Annotated in this window: 13 protein-coding genes; all 13 read right to left on the bottom strand. The window is 68.8% G+C overall.

The genetic code is table 11. The features are described from left to right. Positions 1-61: 61 nt before the first annotated feature. A complete protein-coding gene (locus AC06G6_RS20035) occupies positions 62-1540 on the bottom strand; it encodes a hypothetical protein (protein WP_479825074.1) in 1479 nt (492 codons plus the stop codon). Between the two features lie 257 nt (positions 1541-1797). Next, the gene (locus AC06G6_RS20040) at positions 1798-3108 is read right to left on the bottom strand and encodes a M18 family aminopeptidase (protein WP_479825076.1); all 1311 of its coding nucleotides are present in this window, start codon (positions 3106-3108) and stop codon (positions 1798-1800) included. Between the two features lie 39 nt (positions 3109-3147). Further along, positions 3148-4053: an intradiol ring-cleavage dioxygenase gene (locus tag AC06G6_RS20045; RefSeq protein WP_479825078.1), complete on the bottom strand. Its 906-nt coding sequence runs from the start codon at positions 4051-4053 to the stop codon at positions 3148-3150. 311 nt (positions 4054-4364) lie between these two features. Continuing rightward, complete coding sequence (locus tag AC06G6_RS20050) at positions 4365-5810, bottom strand: amino acid permease (RefSeq protein WP_479825080.1); 1446 nt, start codon at positions 5808-5810, stop codon at positions 4365-4367. A 257-nt stretch (positions 5811-6067) separates the two neighbouring features. After that, on the bottom strand, positions 6068-6808 hold the full coding sequence (locus AC06G6_RS20055; protein WP_479825082.1) for a response regulator: 741 nt from the start codon (positions 6806-6808) through the stop codon (positions 6068-6070). Between the two features lie 14 nt (positions 6809-6822). Beyond that, complete coding sequence (locus AC06G6_RS20060) at positions 6823-8148, bottom strand: sensor histidine kinase (protein WP_479825084.1); 1326 nt, start codon at positions 8146-8148, stop codon at positions 6823-6825. Positions 8149-8176: 28 nt separating this feature from the next. Continuing rightward, complete coding sequence (locus tag AC06G6_RS20065; protein WP_479828785.1) at positions 8177-9001, bottom strand: ABC transporter permease; 825 nt, start codon at positions 8999-9001, stop codon at positions 8177-8179. Positions 9002-9076: 75 nt separating this feature from the next. After that, entirely contained in the window at positions 9077-10021 is a 945-nt protein-coding gene (locus AC06G6_RS20070; protein WP_479825086.1) for an ABC transporter ATP-binding protein, read from the bottom strand. A gap of 132 nt (positions 10022-10153) precedes the next feature. Further along, complete coding sequence (locus tag AC06G6_RS20075; protein ID WP_479825088.1) at positions 10154-11650, bottom strand: bifunctional phosphatase PAP2/diacylglycerol kinase family protein; 1497 nt, start codon at positions 11648-11650, stop codon at positions 10154-10156. A gap of 86 nt (positions 11651-11736) precedes the next feature. Next, positions 11737-12924: an MFS transporter gene (locus AC06G6_RS20080; RefSeq protein WP_479825090.1), complete on the bottom strand. Its 1188-nt coding sequence runs from the start codon at positions 12922-12924 to the stop codon at positions 11737-11739. Further along, complete coding sequence (locus AC06G6_RS20085) at positions 12921-13694, bottom strand: DeoR/GlpR family DNA-binding transcription regulator (protein WP_479825092.1); 774 nt, start codon at positions 13692-13694, stop codon at positions 12921-12923. Before AC06G6_RS20085 ends, AC06G6_RS20080 begins: the two co-directional genes overlap by 4 nt. Positions 13695-13814: 120 nt before the next feature. Further along, a complete protein-coding gene (locus tag AC06G6_RS20090; protein ID WP_479825094.1) occupies positions 13815-16640 on the bottom strand; it encodes an FAD-binding and (Fe-S)-binding domain-containing protein in 2826 nt (941 codons plus the stop codon). Next, positions 16640-18391 carry an L-lactate permease gene (locus tag AC06G6_RS20095; protein WP_479825096.1) on the bottom strand — a complete coding sequence of 584 codons (1752 nt, stop codon included), beginning with the start codon at positions 18389-18391 and terminating at the stop codon, positions 16640-16642. The genes AC06G6_RS20090 and AC06G6_RS20095 overlap by 1 nt, the downstream gene beginning before the upstream one ends. Between the last annotated feature and the right edge of the window lie 27 nt (positions 18392-18418).

The following is an 18418-nucleotide window of genomic DNA, read 5'->3' on the forward strand; positions in this document are numbered from 1 at the left end:
CCCAGCTCCAAATCAGCCCAGGGCTGCTTCCGTCCGTCTGCTTGAGAGCATCCGCGACAAGTTAGGATTCGGGTGGGGGCCAGCCTGCAGTTTGACCGCCAATGGCACGGTGTTCCATTCTGTGCCGCGGCCGTTTCTTCAGTCGGTCCAGGGGTCGCAATATCGCTGCCCCGGAACCGCGTAGAAAGCTTGAAACTTGGCCGGTGCCAGTTGTCGTGGCACGGATGAGAACCGAAGTGGCCGTGAATCCTCCGACGGGATGGGGATCGGGAGTTAGTGCCGGCAGGGCAGGTGCCTCCGGCAACTGGCTGCGTCCCGGTGGCCGGACAGCGACGATCGCCAACCCCACCAGGAACCAGGTGACGGGAAAGAAAAAAGCATTGGAGAACAGGCTGCAGACGAGGGTGAAAAGTAGGAGCTGCCCAGGGATGGTCTGTACGCGTGCCAACGCAAGACCCATGAGATACACAACCAGGGGAACGGCGAACCAGGCGCCGTCGACCCACATTCCCAGTACCCAGTTGCTGGCGACATTGTTCTCAGATGCACCTTCGGTGTTGAGCTGGCCCCAGACCCCGACTCTTCCTGCGGCGCTGAGTCCATGCCCGTAGACGGGGACCGACTCGGCCAAAGCGAACAGGGAGTCGTTTTGCCTGATGCGTGCCTGCCCGGAAATATCGTCCGCTTGGACGGTCCCCAGCAGAGTGGAAACCCTGACAGAAAGGTCTTCCTGCAGCTGAGGAACGGCCGACAGCACGATGAACGTCGCCAGCGAAGCCACCACCACGGCAGGGACACGTCCACGACGCCCGCCCTCGCTGCCGCTCAGGGGCAAGTTCTCCCGCTTGAATATGGCTGCCGCGATCCAGGCGGCACAGATGGACACCAGGAGCGCCACCCATGATGCCCGCGCCATGGCCAGGACGAACACGGAGAGGTTTATGACAACGAAGCTGACTTTCAGCGGCCGCGACATGGCTAGGCGCCAGGCCAGGAGCACCCCGATTCCAGAAAACATGCCCAGCCAGTCTGGCTCCGGATAGATACCGGTCGGACGCCCGACTGTACTGACGTCCAGATGCCAGAGATCCATCGGGATGATTCGGAACACCTGTAGCAAACCCACAGCGCTTCCGATCGTCGAGATGACTAACAGGCCCCACAGCATGGCCTTGGCATCCCGGCGGCTGGCCCTCAACGCCACTATTGCAGCTGACCCGGCGAGCCCAAGGAGCTGAAGACCAAGCGTCGGACTGTTGACGAGTTCGCCGAGAAACGTGGTTGACGCGAGCAGGAGCGCTGCGACTGCCAGCACTGCAACATGCTTCGGAGCGCTCTTGTTCGTAGTTTCCTGGGGAAGGCAGGCCCAGAGGACAACCAGGATTGTGAAGGCGTGGATTCTGAAAATCTGGAATCCCACAAGTCCCGCAGAAACCCCTAGCAGGAAGGACAATATGTTCCGGCGATTGGGATGGGTAAGGACCGCGACGAGACCGAGCACGGCTGCGGAAATCCCCAATCCCACGCTGAGAGTGTCCACCCGCTTCAGCCTTTCTCCGAGGTTCCTGACAGGGTGAAAACGGGGACGCCTCGGCGTCACCGGTATTCTCCCCTGCACTCCAAGCAGGTACGGGGAAGCTCACTCCCCTATAGGCCCCGAACCAAGGGCCCCATAACTGCAGAGCATCCGATGCTTTCAACCGTAGGCGCGGCCCAGCGTCGCCAGTACCGAGGGGGCGTGACTATGTGGGTATCCGCACCAGTTTTGTGGTGCCCGCCAGTATGCCGGGCTCCGCGCTAGGCTGCGGTCCGGAAGAACAGCTCTGTGACTTTGGCCAGCCGGTGCGGGTCGTCGACGCCGCAGAGCTCGCGTGCGGAGTGCATCGACAGCAGGGGCACGCCGACGTCGACCGTCCGGATGCCGAGGCGGGTGGCGGTGAGCGGACCGATCGTGGAGCCGCAGGGCATCACGTTGTTGGAGACGAACTCCTGGTACGGGATGCCGGCGTCGGCGCACAGCCGCGCCCAGAGGGCGGCGCCGGCGGCGTCCGTGGCGTAGCGCTGGTTGGCGTTGATCTTCAGCAGCGGGCCGCCGTTCAGGGCCGGCCGGTTCGCCGGATCGTGCCGTTCGGCGTAGTTGGGGTGGACGGCGTGGCCGGCGTCGGCGGAGACACAGAACGACGCCGCGAAGGCCTGCCGCCGCTGGCTCTCCGAGGCGCCCAGGCCGTCGGAAATGCGCACCAGCACGTCCTCGAGGACGGGCCCGCTCGCGCCGGAACGGGAGGCCGAACCGATCTCCTCGTGATCAAACGCGGCCAGCACGGCAATCGGAGTCCCGGCCGGAAGCGGCGCGGCGGCGTGCGCGATCAGTGCGGTGAGCCCGGCGTGGGTAGCCGACAGGTTGTCCAGCCGGCCGGACGCGAAGAACTCGCCCTTCGCGCCGAACACGGCGGGAGGCTGGGTGTCGGCGATGACGACGTCGTAGCCGCCGATCAGGGCAGCGTCCACATCCGCGCCGGCAACCCGGTCCGCCAGCAGGCCCAGCAGGTCTTCAACCGCCGGATCGCCGAGGCCGTAGACCGGGTTCATGTGCTGCTGCTTGTCCAGGGTCAGCCCCTCGTTCACGGCGCGATCCAGGTGGATAGCCAGCTGCGGGAACCGCAGAAGCGGTCCGGTCGCAGTGAGGTGCTGGGTCCCGTCCCGCATCACCAGGCGCCCTGCGAGTTGCAGTTCGCGGTCCAGCCAGGAGTTGAGGAGCGGACCGCCATAGACCTCGACGCCGGCCTGCAGCCAGCCGAACTTGCCCGTGGTGGGCCTGGGCTTGAGCTTGAATGACGGCGAGTCGGTGTGGGCGCCCAGGATGTTGAAGCCGGTGGTGGGACCGGCCGTTTCCGGTGTCACCCAGGCGATGATCGCCCCGTCGCGGACCATGTAGAACTTCCCCGTCCCGGCGGTCCCGTGCCAGGGTTGCAGCTCGTCGAGGGCAGTGAATCCTGCCTCGTCCAACCGTCGGGCGGCCTCGTGGACGGCATGAAAGCTCGACGGCGACGCGGTGACGTACGCGCCGAGGTCCTGGATGTGGGCTGCGGCGTTGGACTCTGAAGGCATGGCTCCGAGTCTAGCGCCGTGCCGTCGGCCGGAGGGCTCCTACACGGTGACGTTGAGTCCGGCCGTGTACCCGCCGGACACCGACCCGGACATCGTGGCGAGCTGGTAGATGCCGCCGTCGTCACCGAACACGTTGTCCGACATCAGCGTGGTCCGGGGGAAGTTCCGGGCGCTGGATTCGTAGCCGGCCGAGGCGTAGACCTCCTTGCAGGCGGCGTCGGTCAGAGCGATCTGGGACACCGCGAGGACCTGCCCGGCCGCCGTCGCGTTGCCCATGGACTCGAAGACTTCGAAGTGGATGTGCGGCCAGCGGCCGCTGTAGGCACCCGGGAAGATGGTCTGGAAGGTGACCTGGCCGTTGGCGTCTGCCTCCTGGACGCCCCGGAGGTAGTTCTCGTTCTTGAGTCCGGCGTCGTACATGGAGTACTTGCCGTCCTTGTCGCAGTGCCAGGCGTAGACGGCGGCCCCCGCCAGCGGCGCGCAGCCGTTGGCGTTGTCGAGCAGGGTCAGGGTCACGGTGAGCGGGACGCCGTCGACCTTGGTACCGGACGTGCCGAAGCTGGTGGTGATGTCCTGCCGGACCACGCCCGAGGCCGCCAGAACGTTGGGCCCGTTGGAGCCATCGCCGGGATACGGTCCGGCGGTTTCCGTCGGGATTTCGACGCCGCATTCCGCGATGGCGCGGGTCAGGGTGGGCGAGGCGGATGAGGGCGTGCCGGTGGCCGCGGCGCTTCCGGAGGTTGCCGCCGTCGACCCCGCCGAAGCCGTGGCGGACGCGGCACCGGTTGAGGAGCCGCCGGGGGTGCAGGCAGCCAGGGCGGCGGCCGTGCCGGCCCCGAGGAACATGCCCAGCGCCCGGCGGCTCATCAGGGTGGAAAGGTCGAACTCCAGGCCGCGGTCGTGGTTGGGGTGCGGCTCATGCGGTGGCTGCGGGGAAAGGGTCATGCGTCCATGGAACCCCGGGGCACTATGCCCTGGCTAGGCCCTCCCTGTGAACCCGCTGTGGCCTGCGAGGAGCGGGCCCGGCGCGGACGGGGCGGGGACATGCGCCCCGCGGGCACCTAGGACCGGGCATGTGCCACCTGGGCCGCTGGACATGCCCTCCCCGCCGGCCCAGGACTGGGCATGTCCCACCTGGCCCGCCAAACATGCCCTCCGCCGGCCGCACCGAGTGGACACAATGCCAGTATGTCCACTGCAGCGCGGGTGGGGAGGGCATGTCCCGTGGTGCTGGAGGACCCGGGGCCGGGCGGGAGTTAGGAGGCCGGGCCGGCACCCACGGTGGCTTCTTCGGCGGCCGCCACAGTCCCGGAACCAGCAGTGGCACCGGCGTCGCCGATTGCCGCGGGCTTCCCGCCGTTCTTGCGGTAGCGCCAGACGCCGATACCGACCACGACGGCGGCGAGGGCCAGGGAGAGCAGCAGGGACTCCCGGGTGGACTCCAGGACCACCATGCCGATCAGCAGCGCGACGATGCTGATGATGGCGACCCAGGTCAGGTAGGGGAACAGCCACATCTTCAACTGGAGGTCCTTGGCCGCGGCGCCCATCCGGCGGCGCAGGATCAGCTGCGAACCGGCGATCACGAGCCAGACGAACAGGGCGATGGCGCCCGAGGTGTTGACCAGGAACAGGAACACGGTGTCCGGGGCGATGTAGTTCAGGCCGACGGTGATGAAGCCGACCACGGTGGAGGCCAGGACGGCGGCGGCGGGAACGCCGCGCTTGGAGATCCGCATCCAGGACCGCGGCGCGTCGCCGCGGCGGGACAGCGAGAACAGCATCCGGCTGGCGGTGTACAGGCCGGAGTTGAGGCAGGACAGCACGGAGGTGAGCACCACGATGTCCATGATGGTGCCGGCGCCGGGGATGCCGTACAGCTCGATCACGGCAACGTACGGGCTCTTGGCCACGGAGGCGGAGTTCCAGGGCAGCAGCGTGACCACGATGGCAATGGAGCCGATGTAGAACACGAGGATGCGCCAGACGGTGGACTTCACGGCTTTCTTGACCGCGTCGACGGGGTTTTCGGATTCTCCGGCCGCGATGGTGGCGATCTCGGCGCCGAAGAAGGAGAAAACGACCACGAGGATGCCGGCCAGCACGGCACCGGGCCCGTTGGGCATAAAGCCGCCGTTTTCCAGCAGGTTGCTCACCCCGGGGGCCGGGACGCCCGGGATGAGGCCCAGGATGGCAGCGGCGCCGAAGAGCAGGAACAGCACGATCGCCGCGACCTTGATGGAGGCGAACCAGAACTCGAACTCGCCAAAGGACTTCACCGAGCTCAGGTTGGTCAGGGTCAGGACCACCATCAGCAGCAGTGCCCAGATCCACTGGTCGATCCCGGGCACCCAGCGGTGCATGATCGCCGCACCGGCCGTGGCCTCGATGCCGAGCACAATGATCCAGAACCAGGCGTACAGCCAGCCGATGCTGAATCCTGCCCACCGGCCCAGGGCCTTGTCCGCGTACGTCGAGAACGATCCGGTCTCCGGATTGGCCGCCGCCATTTCGCCGAGCATCCGCATGACCAGGATGACCACGAGTCCCGCCGCCGTGTAGGCGACCAGGATGCCGGGACCGGCCTGCTGGATCGCCGCGCCCGAGCCGACAAACAGGCCGGCACCGATCACGCCCGCGATGGCGATCATGGACAGATGCCTGGGTTTCAGGGATTTCGAGAGCTGCTGGTCAGCCTGCATGAAGCGCCGTCCTTCGTGGATTGTTCGGGTCCGCGGATAAACCGTGAAAACTTGTGCGGCGGACCACATTGACGTTTCACCCTAGACCGGGCGGGGAAGCGCCTGTTCTGTGCAATCCCACAAATGACGGAGCACGAAGAAGGGCACAACTCCAGCAAAGAGGCCCATAGAGCAAGGGAAGTTGCCTCACGGGCAATTCGGTAATGTGCCTGAAACCACTGCTTCGGACTCCGCGGGCCGGCCAGCCCGTGGCCGGGCTAGTAGTCCGGGTTGCTGGGAACCACGAGCCCGGTCTCGTAGGCGTACACCACGGCCTGGACCCGGTCGCGCAGGTGGAGCTTGGTGAGGATCCGGCGCACGTGGGTCTTGACCGTGGCCTCGGAGAGGAAGTACCGGTGCGCAATCTCGGCATTGGACAGCCCCTCGGCCATCGCCCCGAGCATCTCGGTTTCGCGCGGGGTGAGGTCCTCCAGCAGCGGATCCCGGGCCGGCCGGACTCCGGCGGGGGTGCCGCCGGACGCCTCCTGACCGGGGGCGCCGCCGCCGGCCGGGCCATTTCCGTTGCCCCGGACATACGTTTCGAGCAGCCGCCGGGTGATGCGCGGCGCGACCACCGCGTCACCGCTCGCCACAACCCGGACGGCACTGATCAGTTCGGCGGGTGCCACGTCCTTGAGCAGGAAGGCCGAGGCGCCGGCCTGGAGCCCGGCGAACGCGTATTCGTCCAGGTCGAAGGTGGTGAGGATGATGATCCTCGCGGTGGCCCCCGCCTTGGTGATGGCCCGCGTGGCCTCGATCCCGTCCAGCACCGGCATCCGCACATCCATCAGCACCACGTCGGGCGTGAGTTCGCGGACCTGGCGGATCGCATCGGCACCGTCGGAGGCCTCGCCGACAATCCCCAGATCGTCCTCGCCTTCCAGGATCAGGCGGAAGCCCATCCTCAGGAGCGGCTGGTCATCCACCAGCAGGATGCGGATCGGTCCGGTCTCGCTCATCGGTTCCCCTTGACTCATGTGCCCTTACTTCCGTTGTCGCCGTTCCAGTGCAGCTCGGCGTGCACACGCCAGCCGTGATCCGCGATCGGCCCTGCCTCCACGGTGCCCGCGTAGATTCGTGCCCGTTCCAGCATTCCGGCGAGGCCCCGGCCCGTGCCCACGGATCCGGGGGATTGCCGGGCCGCCGCTGCGGAGCCGCCGGAGTCCACGGTGCCCTTGCCGTCGTCGACGACGTCGATGCTGACCGTAGGGCCCGTCCGGGCAATGGCCACGTCCACCCGCCCCAGCGATCGGCCGTAGCGCAGCACATTCGTCAGGGACTCCTGCACGATCCGGTACACCGTCAGCTGGAACGCGGCGTCGTCCGGCAGCGAGGGGCCGGTGTGCGTGTAGTGCAGCGGGAGCCCCGCTGTGCGGAAACCCTCCAGAAGTTTGCCCAGGCTGTCCCCGCCCGCGAGCGGTTCGCGCGGAGCCTGCCCCGGGGCCGAGTCCTCGCGCAGCACGCCCAGGACGCGCCGCATGTCCGCCAGGGCGGTGCGGCCGGTGCGGGAGAGTTCCCCGAGGACCTCCGCCGCCCGCGCGGGGTCCTTTTTGACCACGACGGCGGCCCCGTCCGCCAGGCTGACCATCACCGTGAGCGAATGCGCCACGACGTCATGCATTTCGCGCGCGATGCGGTTGCGTTCGGTGACCGACCCGAGGCGAGCGGCCCTCGCGGCCCAAGCGGCAATCTCGTGCTCGTGCTCGCGCCGCTGCCGGACGGAGACGCCGAGGCCGGTGGCGATGACGTTGGAGAGGGTGATGCTGACGGCGGCGGCGATGCTGGTGATCAGCTGGAAGTTCTCCGGCGTGTTCACGCCCATGTCCGGCAGCCGGCCGTCCAGCGGACCAACGGCCAGCAGGAAATACAGGAACACCAGCGGTGCTGTCGCCGCCGCCAGGCAGACCAGCGCGAACCCGCGGCTGCGCGCCGCCGCCACGGCGTAGAGCGCAAACCACAGCCCGGCGGAGACGCTGGAACCCCAGGGGTGCAGCACGGCCACGCCCAGCTCCAGCACCGCCACGACGGCGACCACCTGTACCGGACGGCTCCGCCGGAACACCAGCGCCGCCGCGGCCAGGACGAGCAGCACAACGACGGGCCACACGCCGTCGCGCACGGCTTCCGCCGCGGCGGGGGTCACCAGCAGCAGGTAGCAGGCCACGACCACGGCATCCATGGCCCGCGGGTGCTGGAACAGGTAACGCCGGATGCGCCCCCGGCGTCGGGCGGTGATTTCCGCGAAGGACGCGTCAGCCTGGCCGGCGGGCGCGTCCTTCACGGGAACTGCATCGATCATGCTCTGAGCCTAGACGGGGGCCGGGAGCCTAGATGTCCCGCTTCTTCAGCAACACGGCGGCCAGGACCACCGGGATGACGACCCAGGCGCCCAGCACCATCGCGGCCTGCCAGGCCTCCAGTGTGTCCGGGACGTGCTGCACGGCTGTCATGGGTTCGACCGTGTTGCCCGGCAGGTATTTGCGGGCCTCGACGAAGAAGTCGCCCGGGATCAGCTGGAAGGCGATCGGTGCCACGAAGAACAATCCGACAAGGCTCATGATGCCACCGGCGGAATTGCGGATCAGCGAGCCCAGGGCCATGCCGATGGCGGCAACGGCGGCAACGTAGAGGCTGTTGACGAGCAGCATCTTCACCGACTGGGAGCTGGCGAGGTCCAGGTTGAGGTTGTAGTTGTCCAGAATCGGCAGCGCCACCAGGCCGGCCAGGTACACGGAGGCCGCGGTGAGGACGAACGCCGTCACCATGACCACGAGGAGCTTGGCGGCGTAGGCCGGGATCCGCTGGGGGACGGCCGCGAAGGTGGAGCGGGCCATACCGGTAGTGAACTCGGAGCTCATCAGCAGCACCCCGAGCGAGCCCAGGATCAGCTGGGCGAACGCGATGCCGGACGTGGGGACGCCGACGGCGAGGTCCCCGCCCTGGGCGGCGAAGGCAGCGGCCGCTTGCGGATCAGTGGCCGCGGCCTCGGCGAACTGTCCCGTTCCCCAGGCGGAGAGGGCACCGAAGCCCACCACGACCAGGACGGTGCAGCCCAGCAGGATCAGGGTGGACAGGAGCGTGCGGAACTTAATGAATTCGGAGTTCAGCACCCGAAAAAAGCTGGGGCCCGGGCCGGTGCTGGTGCCGGACATCCCGCCGGCCGGGGCGCCACCGGTGCCGGCGTGTGCGCCGCGGCGGGAGGGATCGAGAGTGGTTGAGCTCATGGCTTAGTTGCCTCCGGACTGGACGGGGGCGGCAGCGCCCGTGGTGATCAGTGAGTGGTATTCGACCTCATCCTTGGTCAGTTCCATGTAGGCCTCCTCGAGGCTGGCCTGAAGCGGGGTGAGTTCGTAGATCATGACGTGGCTGTCGAGGGCTGCGCGGGCGATCCGGCGCGGGTCGAGGCCGGTGACCTCGAGCAGTTCGTTCTCCTGCAGCTCCACGGAAACGCCGTCGCCGGCGAGCAGGTGCATCAGCCGGTCCGGCTGGTCGGTGCGGACTCGGGTGCGGATCTGGCCCTTTCCGGTGATGATGTCCTGGATCGGCGCATCGGCGATGATCCGGCCGCGGCCGATCACGATCAGGTGGTCGGCGGTGACGGCCATCTCGCTCATGAGGTGGCTGGAGAGGAACACCGTGCGTCCCTCGGACGCCAGGTACTTGACCAGGTTGCGGACCCAGACGACGCCCTCCGGGTCCAGCCCGTTGACCGGCTCATCCAGGATGACCGTCTGCGGGTCGCCGAGCAGCGCGGCGGCGATCCCGAGCCGCTGTCCCATGCCGAGGGAGAATCCGCCGACCTTCTTTTTGGCCACGTCGGCCAGACCCGTCATCTCGATGACGTCGTGCACGCGTTTTTTCGGGATGCTGTGCGTGGCGGCCATTGCCAGCAGGTGGTTGTAGGCGGAGCGGCTGGTGTGGACGGCCTTGGCGTCCAGCAGCGCGCCGACATCGCGCAGCGGCGCGGCGTGCCGGGCGAACGGGGTGCCGTTGACGGTGACGGTGCCCGACGTCGGCCGGTCCAACCCCATGATCATGCGCATGGTGGTGGACTTGCCGGCTCCGTTCGGGCCCAGGAAGCCGGTGACCCGGCCGGCTTCGACGGTGAAGTTGACTCCGGCGACGGCGGTCTTGTCGCCGTAAACCTTGGTCAGGCCTCGTGCTTCGATCATGGAAGCGTTCCTTTACCTAGCAATGGGGGTTGGTGTACACACCACGCTACCGAGGCGGGGAGCCGGTTTCGCCGGTCTCAGGGATGATTCAGGGTCGAATCAGGGTAGTCCGGGAGGATGACGATGCCGGCGTCAGGATGCCGGCGAGTAGTAGGTCAGGGCGCCGGGCGTGACCGAGAAGACGACACCGCGCACCCCGGGCATGACCTCGCCGTCCACGGCCAGGACCATGCTGGTGTCCCCCGGTTCCACCCGGATGCTGCTGGATTCGCTGAGGTGGGTAATCCGGGAGGTGGCGACGGTTCCGGTCAGCACGGACCACAGCAGCCGGAGCCGGGCGAAGGATTCGTCGGCGGTGATCATCCTGAGGTCGAACACCCCGTCGTCGAGCACCGGGCGGACCAGCGGGGCGTGGTCGCGGGGGTAGTACCGTCCGCGGCCGATGTACAGGATCCACAGTTTGTGCCGCACCCCGTCGACGACCAGGGCGGTGGGCGTCCCGGCGGCGAACGTCCGCAACATGGCGACCACGCCGGCCAGGGGTTTGCCGAGGGCCGGCTGGAGCAGTTCGCGCCGACGGACCAGGTTCGGGTAGAGGCCGATGCTCGCGGTGTTGAGCATGGTCAGGTGCAACAGCTCGGGGCTGGCCCGCAGTCCGCGCTCCACGGACACCCTGCCAACATCAGCCCGCGCCGCTTCGCCGCGCGTCGCGGCCTCGACGGCGGCCGCGAGGTTGGGCGTTCCGGCGTCCCGGGCGAAGTGGTTGAGGGTGCCGCCCGGCAGGACCAGGAGCGGAAGGGAATGCTCGACGGCGGCCGCCGCCGCCGTACCGACCGTTCCGTCGCCGCCCCAGACGCCCAGGGCAACAATCCCGGGCCGGCCGGCCACCCGGGCGATCTCCTCCGCGAGGTCCTCGTCCGGGGCAACCTCCTTTATATACGCCTTGGGGAATACTTTTTGGAGCGCGGCTGCGGTTTCCTCCGCGTAGGAACCACCCAACGTGTTCACTGCAATGCCGAGGCCCTCACCCTCCGGGAGCTCTGCGGCTTTCACCGGAGTGCGGCGGAGCTCGGGAACCGGCGGCCGGACGGGCCACCACTTCCGGGTGACCAGGGCAGCCCCCGCGCCGATCGCCGACCCGAAGAACACATCCGAGGGCCAGTGGGCTCCGGTGTGGACCCGGGAGTAGGCCACACCCGCCGCGAGGGGGGCCAGCGCGGCGCCGAGGGCCGGCCGGACAAGTCCGGCGCCGAGGACGAACGCCACGGCCGAGGCGGAGTGCCCCGAGGGCATGGAGGAGCTCTTGGGCTGGGGGTGGACGAACCTGAAGACCGGCAGGTGCTCCGGCAGCGGGCGGGCCCGCGGCAGCAGGGTTTTGAACCCGAGATTCGTGACCGCGGAGGCGACAGCCTGCGCCAGCACGCCGTGGAGCGCGGCGCGCCGCGTCCTGCCGGGAAAGAGGGCCATCACGGCGGCGATGCCGAACCAGAGCTTGCCCTTGTTCGCCGCAGCGGAAAGCCGCCGGAAAAAGTCGTCATGAGTGCCCCCGGGGAGGCCGGACACGGCGCGTACGAGTTTCCGGTCGAGTTTCCCCACCCGACTCGGCGCCTTCCTCAGCATGCTGCGCATGCGACCACCTTACTGCCGGATCGGGACGGCGCGATCACGTCCCTTTGCAGTCCGTTCAGCGACGCCTCTACGACGCCGCCGCCTGCTTAGCTGGAGCGCAAGGGCTTCGCGGCGCCGGCGAGCAGGAGCGCACCCAGGATCGGGATCATGATGGCCAGCAGGGCCAGCCGGATTCCGATCAGGTCGCCGAGGTAGCCCAGCAGCGGCGGACCGGCCAGGAACGCGACGTACCCGATCGTGGAGACCACCGAGACGCGGGCGGGTGCGTGCTTGGGGTCGTCGGCCGCTGCCGACATCCCCATCGGGAATGCGAGGGCGGCCCCCGCTCCCCAGAGCACCGCGCCGGCCGTGGCCGTCCAGATGTCACCGGCCAGGACGAAGAGCCCCAGCCCTGCGGCGGCGGCAGCCATGCTGGCACGGAGCACAGGCACCCGGCCGTAGGCGTCGATCGCCCGGCCGCCGAAGAAGCGCACCGCGGTCATGGCCAGGACAAAGGCCGCGAACAGTAGTGCCCCGGTCGATTCCGTGGCGTCCAGGCCGTCCACGGCGGCTTTCGCGATCCAGTCGTTGCCGGCGCCTTCGGTGAGCGTCGCGCCCAGCACCACGACGCCGATCAGCAAAGTCCGTCCGTCCCGCCAGGCCGAGCGGCCCTTGGGTTCCCTGGTTTCGCCGGCCACCGGCACGGGCGCCGGGAGGTGCGGCAGGAAGTAGCGCGGCGCGGCCAGGGTCACGACGGCAACGATGGCGGCGATCACCAGCAGGTGCGCCGGGAGCCCGACGCCGAGGCCCGCCAGTCCGGCGCCGATCAGGGCGCCCAGGAACGCACCTCCGCTGAAGGCGGCGTGGAACTGCGGCATGATGGTGCGCCCGAGCTGGTGTTCGACGTCGGCGCCTTCGATGTTCTGGGACACGTCCCAGAGCCCGATGCCCATGCCGAAGAAGAACAGCGCGACGGCGGTCGCGGGGACGGACTCGGCCAGCAGTGCCAGCGCGACACCGACGCCGGCCAGGGCGGCGACAAAGCCGGCGGCCCGCACCGCATTGGCCGTCCCGATCCGGCCCACTACATGGCCGGCGGTGGGCAGTGCGATCAGCGAGCCCGCCGCCACGCACAGCAGCAGGGTCCCCATCTGCCCCGAGGAGATGTCCAGGATGTCCGTCACCGCAGGGATGCGGGCGGCCCAGCTGGCGAACACGAGCCCGTTGATCCCGAAAATCAGGAACGTTGCCGCGGCTGCGGCGTTGAGCTGCGGGCGGGTTGCCGTCTTGGTCATACGATCACTACTTCCACCGAGTGTTGGGTGAGCTGGGCAAGTTCTTCGGTACTGAGCTGTTTGTCGGTGACCAGGACATCCACGGCATCCAGCGGCGCGACGAGCGCGACCGCGCTGGCGTTCCACTTGCTGCCGGAGCAGGCGACGATCACCCTGCCCGCGGATTCCAGTCCGGCACGTTTGACGGCCGCATCGTCGAGGTCATGGGCCAGGAGCCCGTCCCCGAGGTTCAGCGCGCAGGGCGTGAGCACGGCTGTATCAAACCGCAGCGAACGGATGTTGGATTCCGTCATGGGCCCGCGGAAGGACAGCTCCCCGGCGATCAGGCTTCCGCCGGGCAGCAGCAGTTCGGGATGCCGGCCGGCGGCCGGGCCGCCCTCGGTCAGCGCGTTGACGGCCCGCAGGGACATCGGCATCAGGGTCAGGTCGCGCTGCCGCAGCTGCCGGGCCACCTCGGTGGCCGTGGTGCCGCTGTCCAGCCAGACGTGGCGGCGGTCCTGCAGCAGGGCGGCGACGCCGGCCGCGATCCGGATTTTGGCGTCGTGGTCCTCGATCTCGCGTTGCCCGTATTCCGGGTTCTCGCCGCGCAGCACCAGGCTCCGGGCCCCGCCGTGGACGCGGCGGAGAACGCCATGGAGCGCCAGGACCTCCAGGTCACGACGGATCGTCGCGCCGGAAGCGCCGCATTCGGCCATAAGCTCATCCACCGACACCTGTTCCCGGTGGCGCAAAAGCTCGCCGATGCGGCGGTGGCGCTCCTCAGTGCTCATGAACAAATGCTAACGGATCGTGATCACTTAATCATTTCCTGCGCGAATGTCGCCAACCCTCTCTCATCAGCTGAGGGAGGGTTGGCGTTTTCCGTGCAGGATCTGAGGAAGCGTCCGGTTTCAGCGGGTGACTTCCTCCAGCAGTTCCAGCACGTGGCGGTACTGGGCGCCCGTGGCCCGGGTCATGCCCAGTTCGCACGTCCGGTTGCACGAGGCGTGCGCGGCGGCGCCCATGTCCGCTACTTCCGCGGCCTGTTTCGCCGTGGCCGACGCCGTCAGTTCGGGGTGCAGCATGCCCCGGTCGCCCGCGAACGCGCAGCAGCCCCAGTTTTCCGGGACCTCGACACGCTCGGCCACGGCCCCGGCGACGGCATCGAGGGCCTCGTTGAGGCCCATCCGGGTGGAGGAGCAGGTGGGGTGGAGGGCCAGCGACTCCAGCTTCCCGTGGGCGGGAAGCCGGGGCAGGATCCGTTCCGCGGCGAAGTCCACCGCGTCCACCATGCGCAGGGCACGCTGCCCGGCCGCGGGCACGTCCGACTCCACGGCCTGGCGCAGGCCCTCGGTGCAGGAGGACGCGTCGCAGACGATGGGCAGCTCGCCGCCCCGGGTTGCCACCCGGAGGGCGGCCAGCGTCTTCTCCCGCATGGTCTCCTGGCCCGCGGCCATGCCCTTCGAGGACCAGGGTGTGCCGCAGCACAGGCCGTCGATGCCGTCCGGGACCAGGAGCGTGAGCCCGGCCCGGGCACAGAGCTGTTCGAAGCTGTACTGGACGCCGTGTCCCCCGGCGCCCTGGGCTGCCCCGGCGGGCCCGAACATGGTGCCGACGCAGGCCGGGAAGTAGACAGCGTCAACCGCGCCTGCCGGCGTCGGACGCTTCCGCACGGATCCGCCGCCCGGCAGCTCGGCGGAATACAGCGGCACGGTGTCCGCTCCGAGCACCGCCCGCGCGGCCTTGTTGGGCGGGGCGACGGCGGCGATCGGGAGCTTGTCGATGACCGTCAGCGCCAGCGAGGCACCCCGGGTGACGCCTTCCCAGTACTTGGCGGCGGCGTTCCACGCCCCGTTGGCGACCGGACCGGCGTCGGCCTTCCGCAGACGCTTCACGAGCGACCCGGTATTGATGTCCACCGGGCAGGCGGTCTGGCACATCCCGTCCACGGCGCAGGTGTCCACGGACTCATACTCGTAGTCCTTCTCCAGTTCCCTGACCAGCGCCGTGTCCCCGGCCAGCCGGGCCGATTCGATGGCGCGCAGCGTGACGATCCGCTGCCGCGGCGTGAGGGTGATGTCCTTGCTGGGGCACACCGGCTCGCAGTAGCCGCAGGAGACGCAGCGGTCCACTTCCTCGGCGACGGGCGGCGCCGTCTTGATGTGCCGCAGGTGCGCCAGCGGATCCTCATCCATCAGGACACCCGGGTTGAGCATCGCGGCAGGATCGAAGAGCCGCTTGATGCTGCGCATGACGTCGTAGAGTTCGTCGCCGTACTGCCGGCGGACATATGGGGCCATAACGCGCCCGGTCCCGTGCTCGGCCTTCAGGGATCCGCCCTCGGCCAGGACGAGGTCCACCATGTCCTCGGTGAAGGCGCTGTAGCGCTCCAGCTCGGCCGCGGTGGCGAACCCGTCGGTGAGCATGAAGTGGACGTTGCCGTCCTTGGCATGGCCGAAGATCACGCTGTTGCTGTAGTTGTATTTGTCGAAGAGCCGGATCAGTTCCCGGCACGTGCGGCCCAGCACCGGGACCGGGACCACGATGTCTTCCAGCAGCGCGGTGGTGCCCTGGGGCCTGGCCCCGGCCACCGAGGCGTAGAGGCCCTTGCGCAACTGCCAGAGCTGCCCCCGTTCCCGGGCGTCGCCGGTGAACCGGGCCGGGGCGGACAGCCCGAGGCCCGGGAGGATGCCTTCGCCGTGGCCCCGGAGTTCCGCCAGGTGTCCGGCGCTGCCGGCGGAGTATTCCACGAGCAGGCCGGCGTGGTCCCGGACCGCGAGGTCCTGCACGACGGCGGGCGTTCCCTTGAGTGTCTGGCCCACCTTCAGTGACAGGGCGTCCATCAGCTCGATGGTGGCGGCTCCGGTTTCGACGAGCGCGGGCAGGGCCGCGTTGGCGGCCTCCAGGTCCGGGAACACGAGCAGGCCCGCGGCCGCGTGCTGCAGCCGCGGAATGGTGCGGAAAACCGCTTCGGCCACGAAGCCCAGGGTGCCTTCGCTGCCGACGATGAGATGGGCCATGATGTCCACCGGGGCCCGGAAGTCCAGCAGGGAGTTCAGTCCGTAGCCCATGGTGTTCTTCATGGAAAACTGCTGCCGGATCCGGTGCACGGAGTCCGCGTTGGCCCGGACCCGCGCGGCCAGCCGGGCCAGTCCTTCGTAGAGGTCCGGCTCGAGGGCGCGGAGTCTCTGGTCGGCGTCCGCCGCCCCGGTGTCGATGACCGTGCCGGAGGGCAGGACCACGGTGAGCGACTCCAGGGTGCGGTAGGTGTTGTCCACGGTGCCGCAGTTCATGCCGGAGGAGTTGTTGGCCACGACGCCGCCGACCGTGCACGCCGCCTCGCTCGCCGGATCGGGGCCGAACTTGCGGCCGTAGCGGGCAAGCCTGGCGTTGAGGGCCCGCACGGTGACGCCGGGCTGCACCCGGACCCGGGCGCCGTCGTCGAGCACCTCGATGTCCCGGAAGTTGCGGCGGACGTCCACGAGCACGCCGTCGGTGACCGCCTGGCCGCTCAGGCTGGTCCCGCCGGAGCGGAAGGTCAGCGGCACGCCCTGGGCGGCGCTGGCGCGCAGCAGCCCGCCGACCTCGGCGGCGTTCCCGGCCGTGACGACGGCCTGCGGGATGAGCAGGAAATGCGAGGCATCATGGGCGTTCGCGTGCAGGTCGATGGCCCGGGTCTTCACCTGGGCGGGGTCGTGCACCGCCGAGCGGAGGGCCGCCAGATCCAGGGGGGCCATCAGGGGACCATCCAGCCCAGGACGGGGGTGGACTGCAGGAAGATCAGCACGGTGATCAGCGCCAGCAGGCCCAGGCTCCAGCCGATCAGCTTGCGGAACAGCGTGCCCTCCGCACCGTCCAGGCCGACCGCGGCGGCGGCAACGGCCAGGTTCTGCAGGGACAGCATCTTGCCCATCACGCCGGCGGAGGAGTTGGAGGCGGCCATCAGCACCGGGGACAGGCCGGTCTGCTCCGCTGCGGTGGCCTGCATCTGGCCGAACAGGGAGTTGGAGGACGTGTCGGACCCGGTGAGTGCGACGCCGATCCACCCGATCAGCGGTGAGAGGATGGCGAAGAAGCCGCCCGCGGAGGCCAGTGCGAAGCCCAGGGTGGTGGTCTGGCCGGAGAGGTTCATCACGAACGACAGGCCCAGGACGGCCGTGACGGTGACGATCGTCCAGCGCAGCTGGACCAGGGTGTCCCGGTAGATCCGCAGGCCCTGCGACGCGCTGACCTTGTACAGCACCATGGTGAGCAGCCCGGAGAACAGCAGAAGGGTGCCGGTCGCCTTGAGGTGGTCGAGCTTGAACTTGGTGGCCGCGACCGGCTTGCCGGCCGAATCGGTGATCTCCAGGCCGGGCCAGGCGAACGTCACGCTGCCGACCTGGCTCAACCAGGTCTTGACGAACGGAAGCTGGGCCACCGAGAACACCGCGATGATGATCAGGTAGGGGGCAATCGCCATCCAGATCTGCCGGGGTTCGGGCCGGGAGTTGTCGGTGGGCACCGTGGTCCCCGCGGCACGTCCGGCGTCGGCGCCGGACCCTGCGCCGGAGCCGGAAGTGTGTCCGGCGGACCCGCCGCCAGGCGATCCGGCCGTCACGGCGACGGCGGCGTGGGCAGCTGTCGGGGCGCCCTCGACCGCACCTTCGACGCCACCATCGACCCCTACGATCTCCTTCGGCTGCCAGACTTTCAGCATCAGCAGCACGGCGGCCACGGTCACGACGGCGGCGACAACATCGGTGAGCTCCACGGCGAAGTAGTTGGAGGTGACAAACTGGGCCACGCCGAAGGCGACGCCGGCCACCAGGGCCACGGGCCACGTCTGCTTCACGCCGCGCCGTCCGTCGACGATGAACACCAGCAGCAGCGGAACGATCAGGGCGATGAACGGCGTCTGGCGTCCGGCCATGGAGGACAGATCCTGCAGCGGCAGGCCCGTGACACCGTTCAGGGCGATGATGGGCGCGGCCATCGCGCCGAAGGCCACAGGTGCGGTGTTGGCCAGCAGCGAGACCACGGCAGACTTCATGGGTTTCATGCCGGCAGCCATCAGCATGGCGGCGGAGATCGCCACCGGGGCGCCGAACCCGGCCAGGGACTCCAGCAGGGCGCCGAAGCAGAAGGCGATGAGGATGGACAGGATTCTGAGGTCGTTCGAGATGGAACGGATGGTGCGTCCCAGCACTTCGAACCACGGGGTGGCCACGGTGAGCCGGTAGATCCAGAGCGCATTGACGAGGATCCACAGGATCGGGAACAGGCCGTAGAAGATCCCGGCCGCGGTGGCGCTCAGCGCCTGGTTCACCGGCATCTGCCAGCCGACGATGGCGAGCACGAGCGAGAGGGCCAGGCCGGCCAGGGCAGCGACGGGGGCCTTGACCTTGAAGACGCCCAGGAGGACGAAGAGCAGGACGAGGGGAAGGGCCGCGCAAAGGGCTGAAATCACAAGGGACCCGGCTATGGGGTCGAGTATCTGCTCAAACATGAGTTCTCCAGATTGTGTTAGGCGTCA

The organism is Arthrobacter sp. CJL-S3 (genome assembly GCF_056711635.1).

What these genes read in the sequence shown, in the direction of transcription:
- AC06G6_RS20080 (WP_479825090.1), bottom strand. Translation starts at nt 12,924, where the DNA reads ATGACCAAGACGGCAACCCGCCCGCAGCTCAACGCCGCAGCCGCGGCA.
- AC06G6_RS20055 (WP_479825082.1), bottom strand. Translation starts at nt 6,808, where the DNA reads ATGAGCGAGACCGGACCGATCCGCATCCTGCTGGTGGATGACCAGCCG.
- AC06G6_RS20065 (WP_479828785.1), bottom strand. Translation starts at nt 9,001, where the DNA reads ATGTCCGGCACCAGCACCGGCCCGGGCCCCAGCTTTTTTCGGGTGCTG.
- AC06G6_RS20040 (WP_479825076.1), bottom strand. Translation starts at nt 3,108, where the DNA reads ATGCCTTCAGAGTCCAACGCCGCAGCCCACATCCAGGACCTCGGCGCG.
- AC06G6_RS20070 (WP_479825086.1), bottom strand. Translation starts at nt 10,021, where the DNA reads ATGATCGAAGCACGAGGCCTGACCAAGGTTTACGGCGACAAGACCGCC.
- AC06G6_RS20085 (WP_479825092.1), bottom strand. Translation starts at nt 13,694, where the DNA reads ATGAGCACTGAGGAGCGCCACCGCCGCATCGGCGAGCTTTTGCGCCAC.
- AC06G6_RS20060 (WP_479825084.1), bottom strand. Translation starts at nt 8,148, where the DNA reads ATGATCGATGCAGTTCCCGTGAAGGACGCGCCCGCCGGCCAGGCTGAC.
- AC06G6_RS20050 (WP_479825080.1), bottom strand. Translation starts at nt 5,810, where the DNA reads ATGCAGGCTGACCAGCAGCTCTCGAAATCCCTGAAACCCAGGCATCTG.
- AC06G6_RS20090 (WP_479825094.1), bottom strand. Translation starts at nt 16,640, where the DNA reads ATGGCCCCCCTGGATCTGGCGGCCCTCCGCTCGGCGGTGCACGACCCC.
- AC06G6_RS20075 (WP_479825088.1), bottom strand. Translation starts at nt 11,650, where the DNA reads ATGCGCAGCATGCTGAGGAAGGCGCCGAGTCGGGTGGGGAAACTCGAC.
- AC06G6_RS20045 (WP_479825078.1), bottom strand. Translation starts at nt 4,053, where the DNA reads ATGACCCTTTCCCCGCAGCCACCGCATGAGCCGCACCCCAACCACGAC.
- AC06G6_RS20095 (WP_479825096.1), bottom strand. Translation starts at nt 18,391, where the DNA reads ATGTTTGAGCAGATACTCGACCCCATAGCCGGGTCCCTTGTGATTTCA.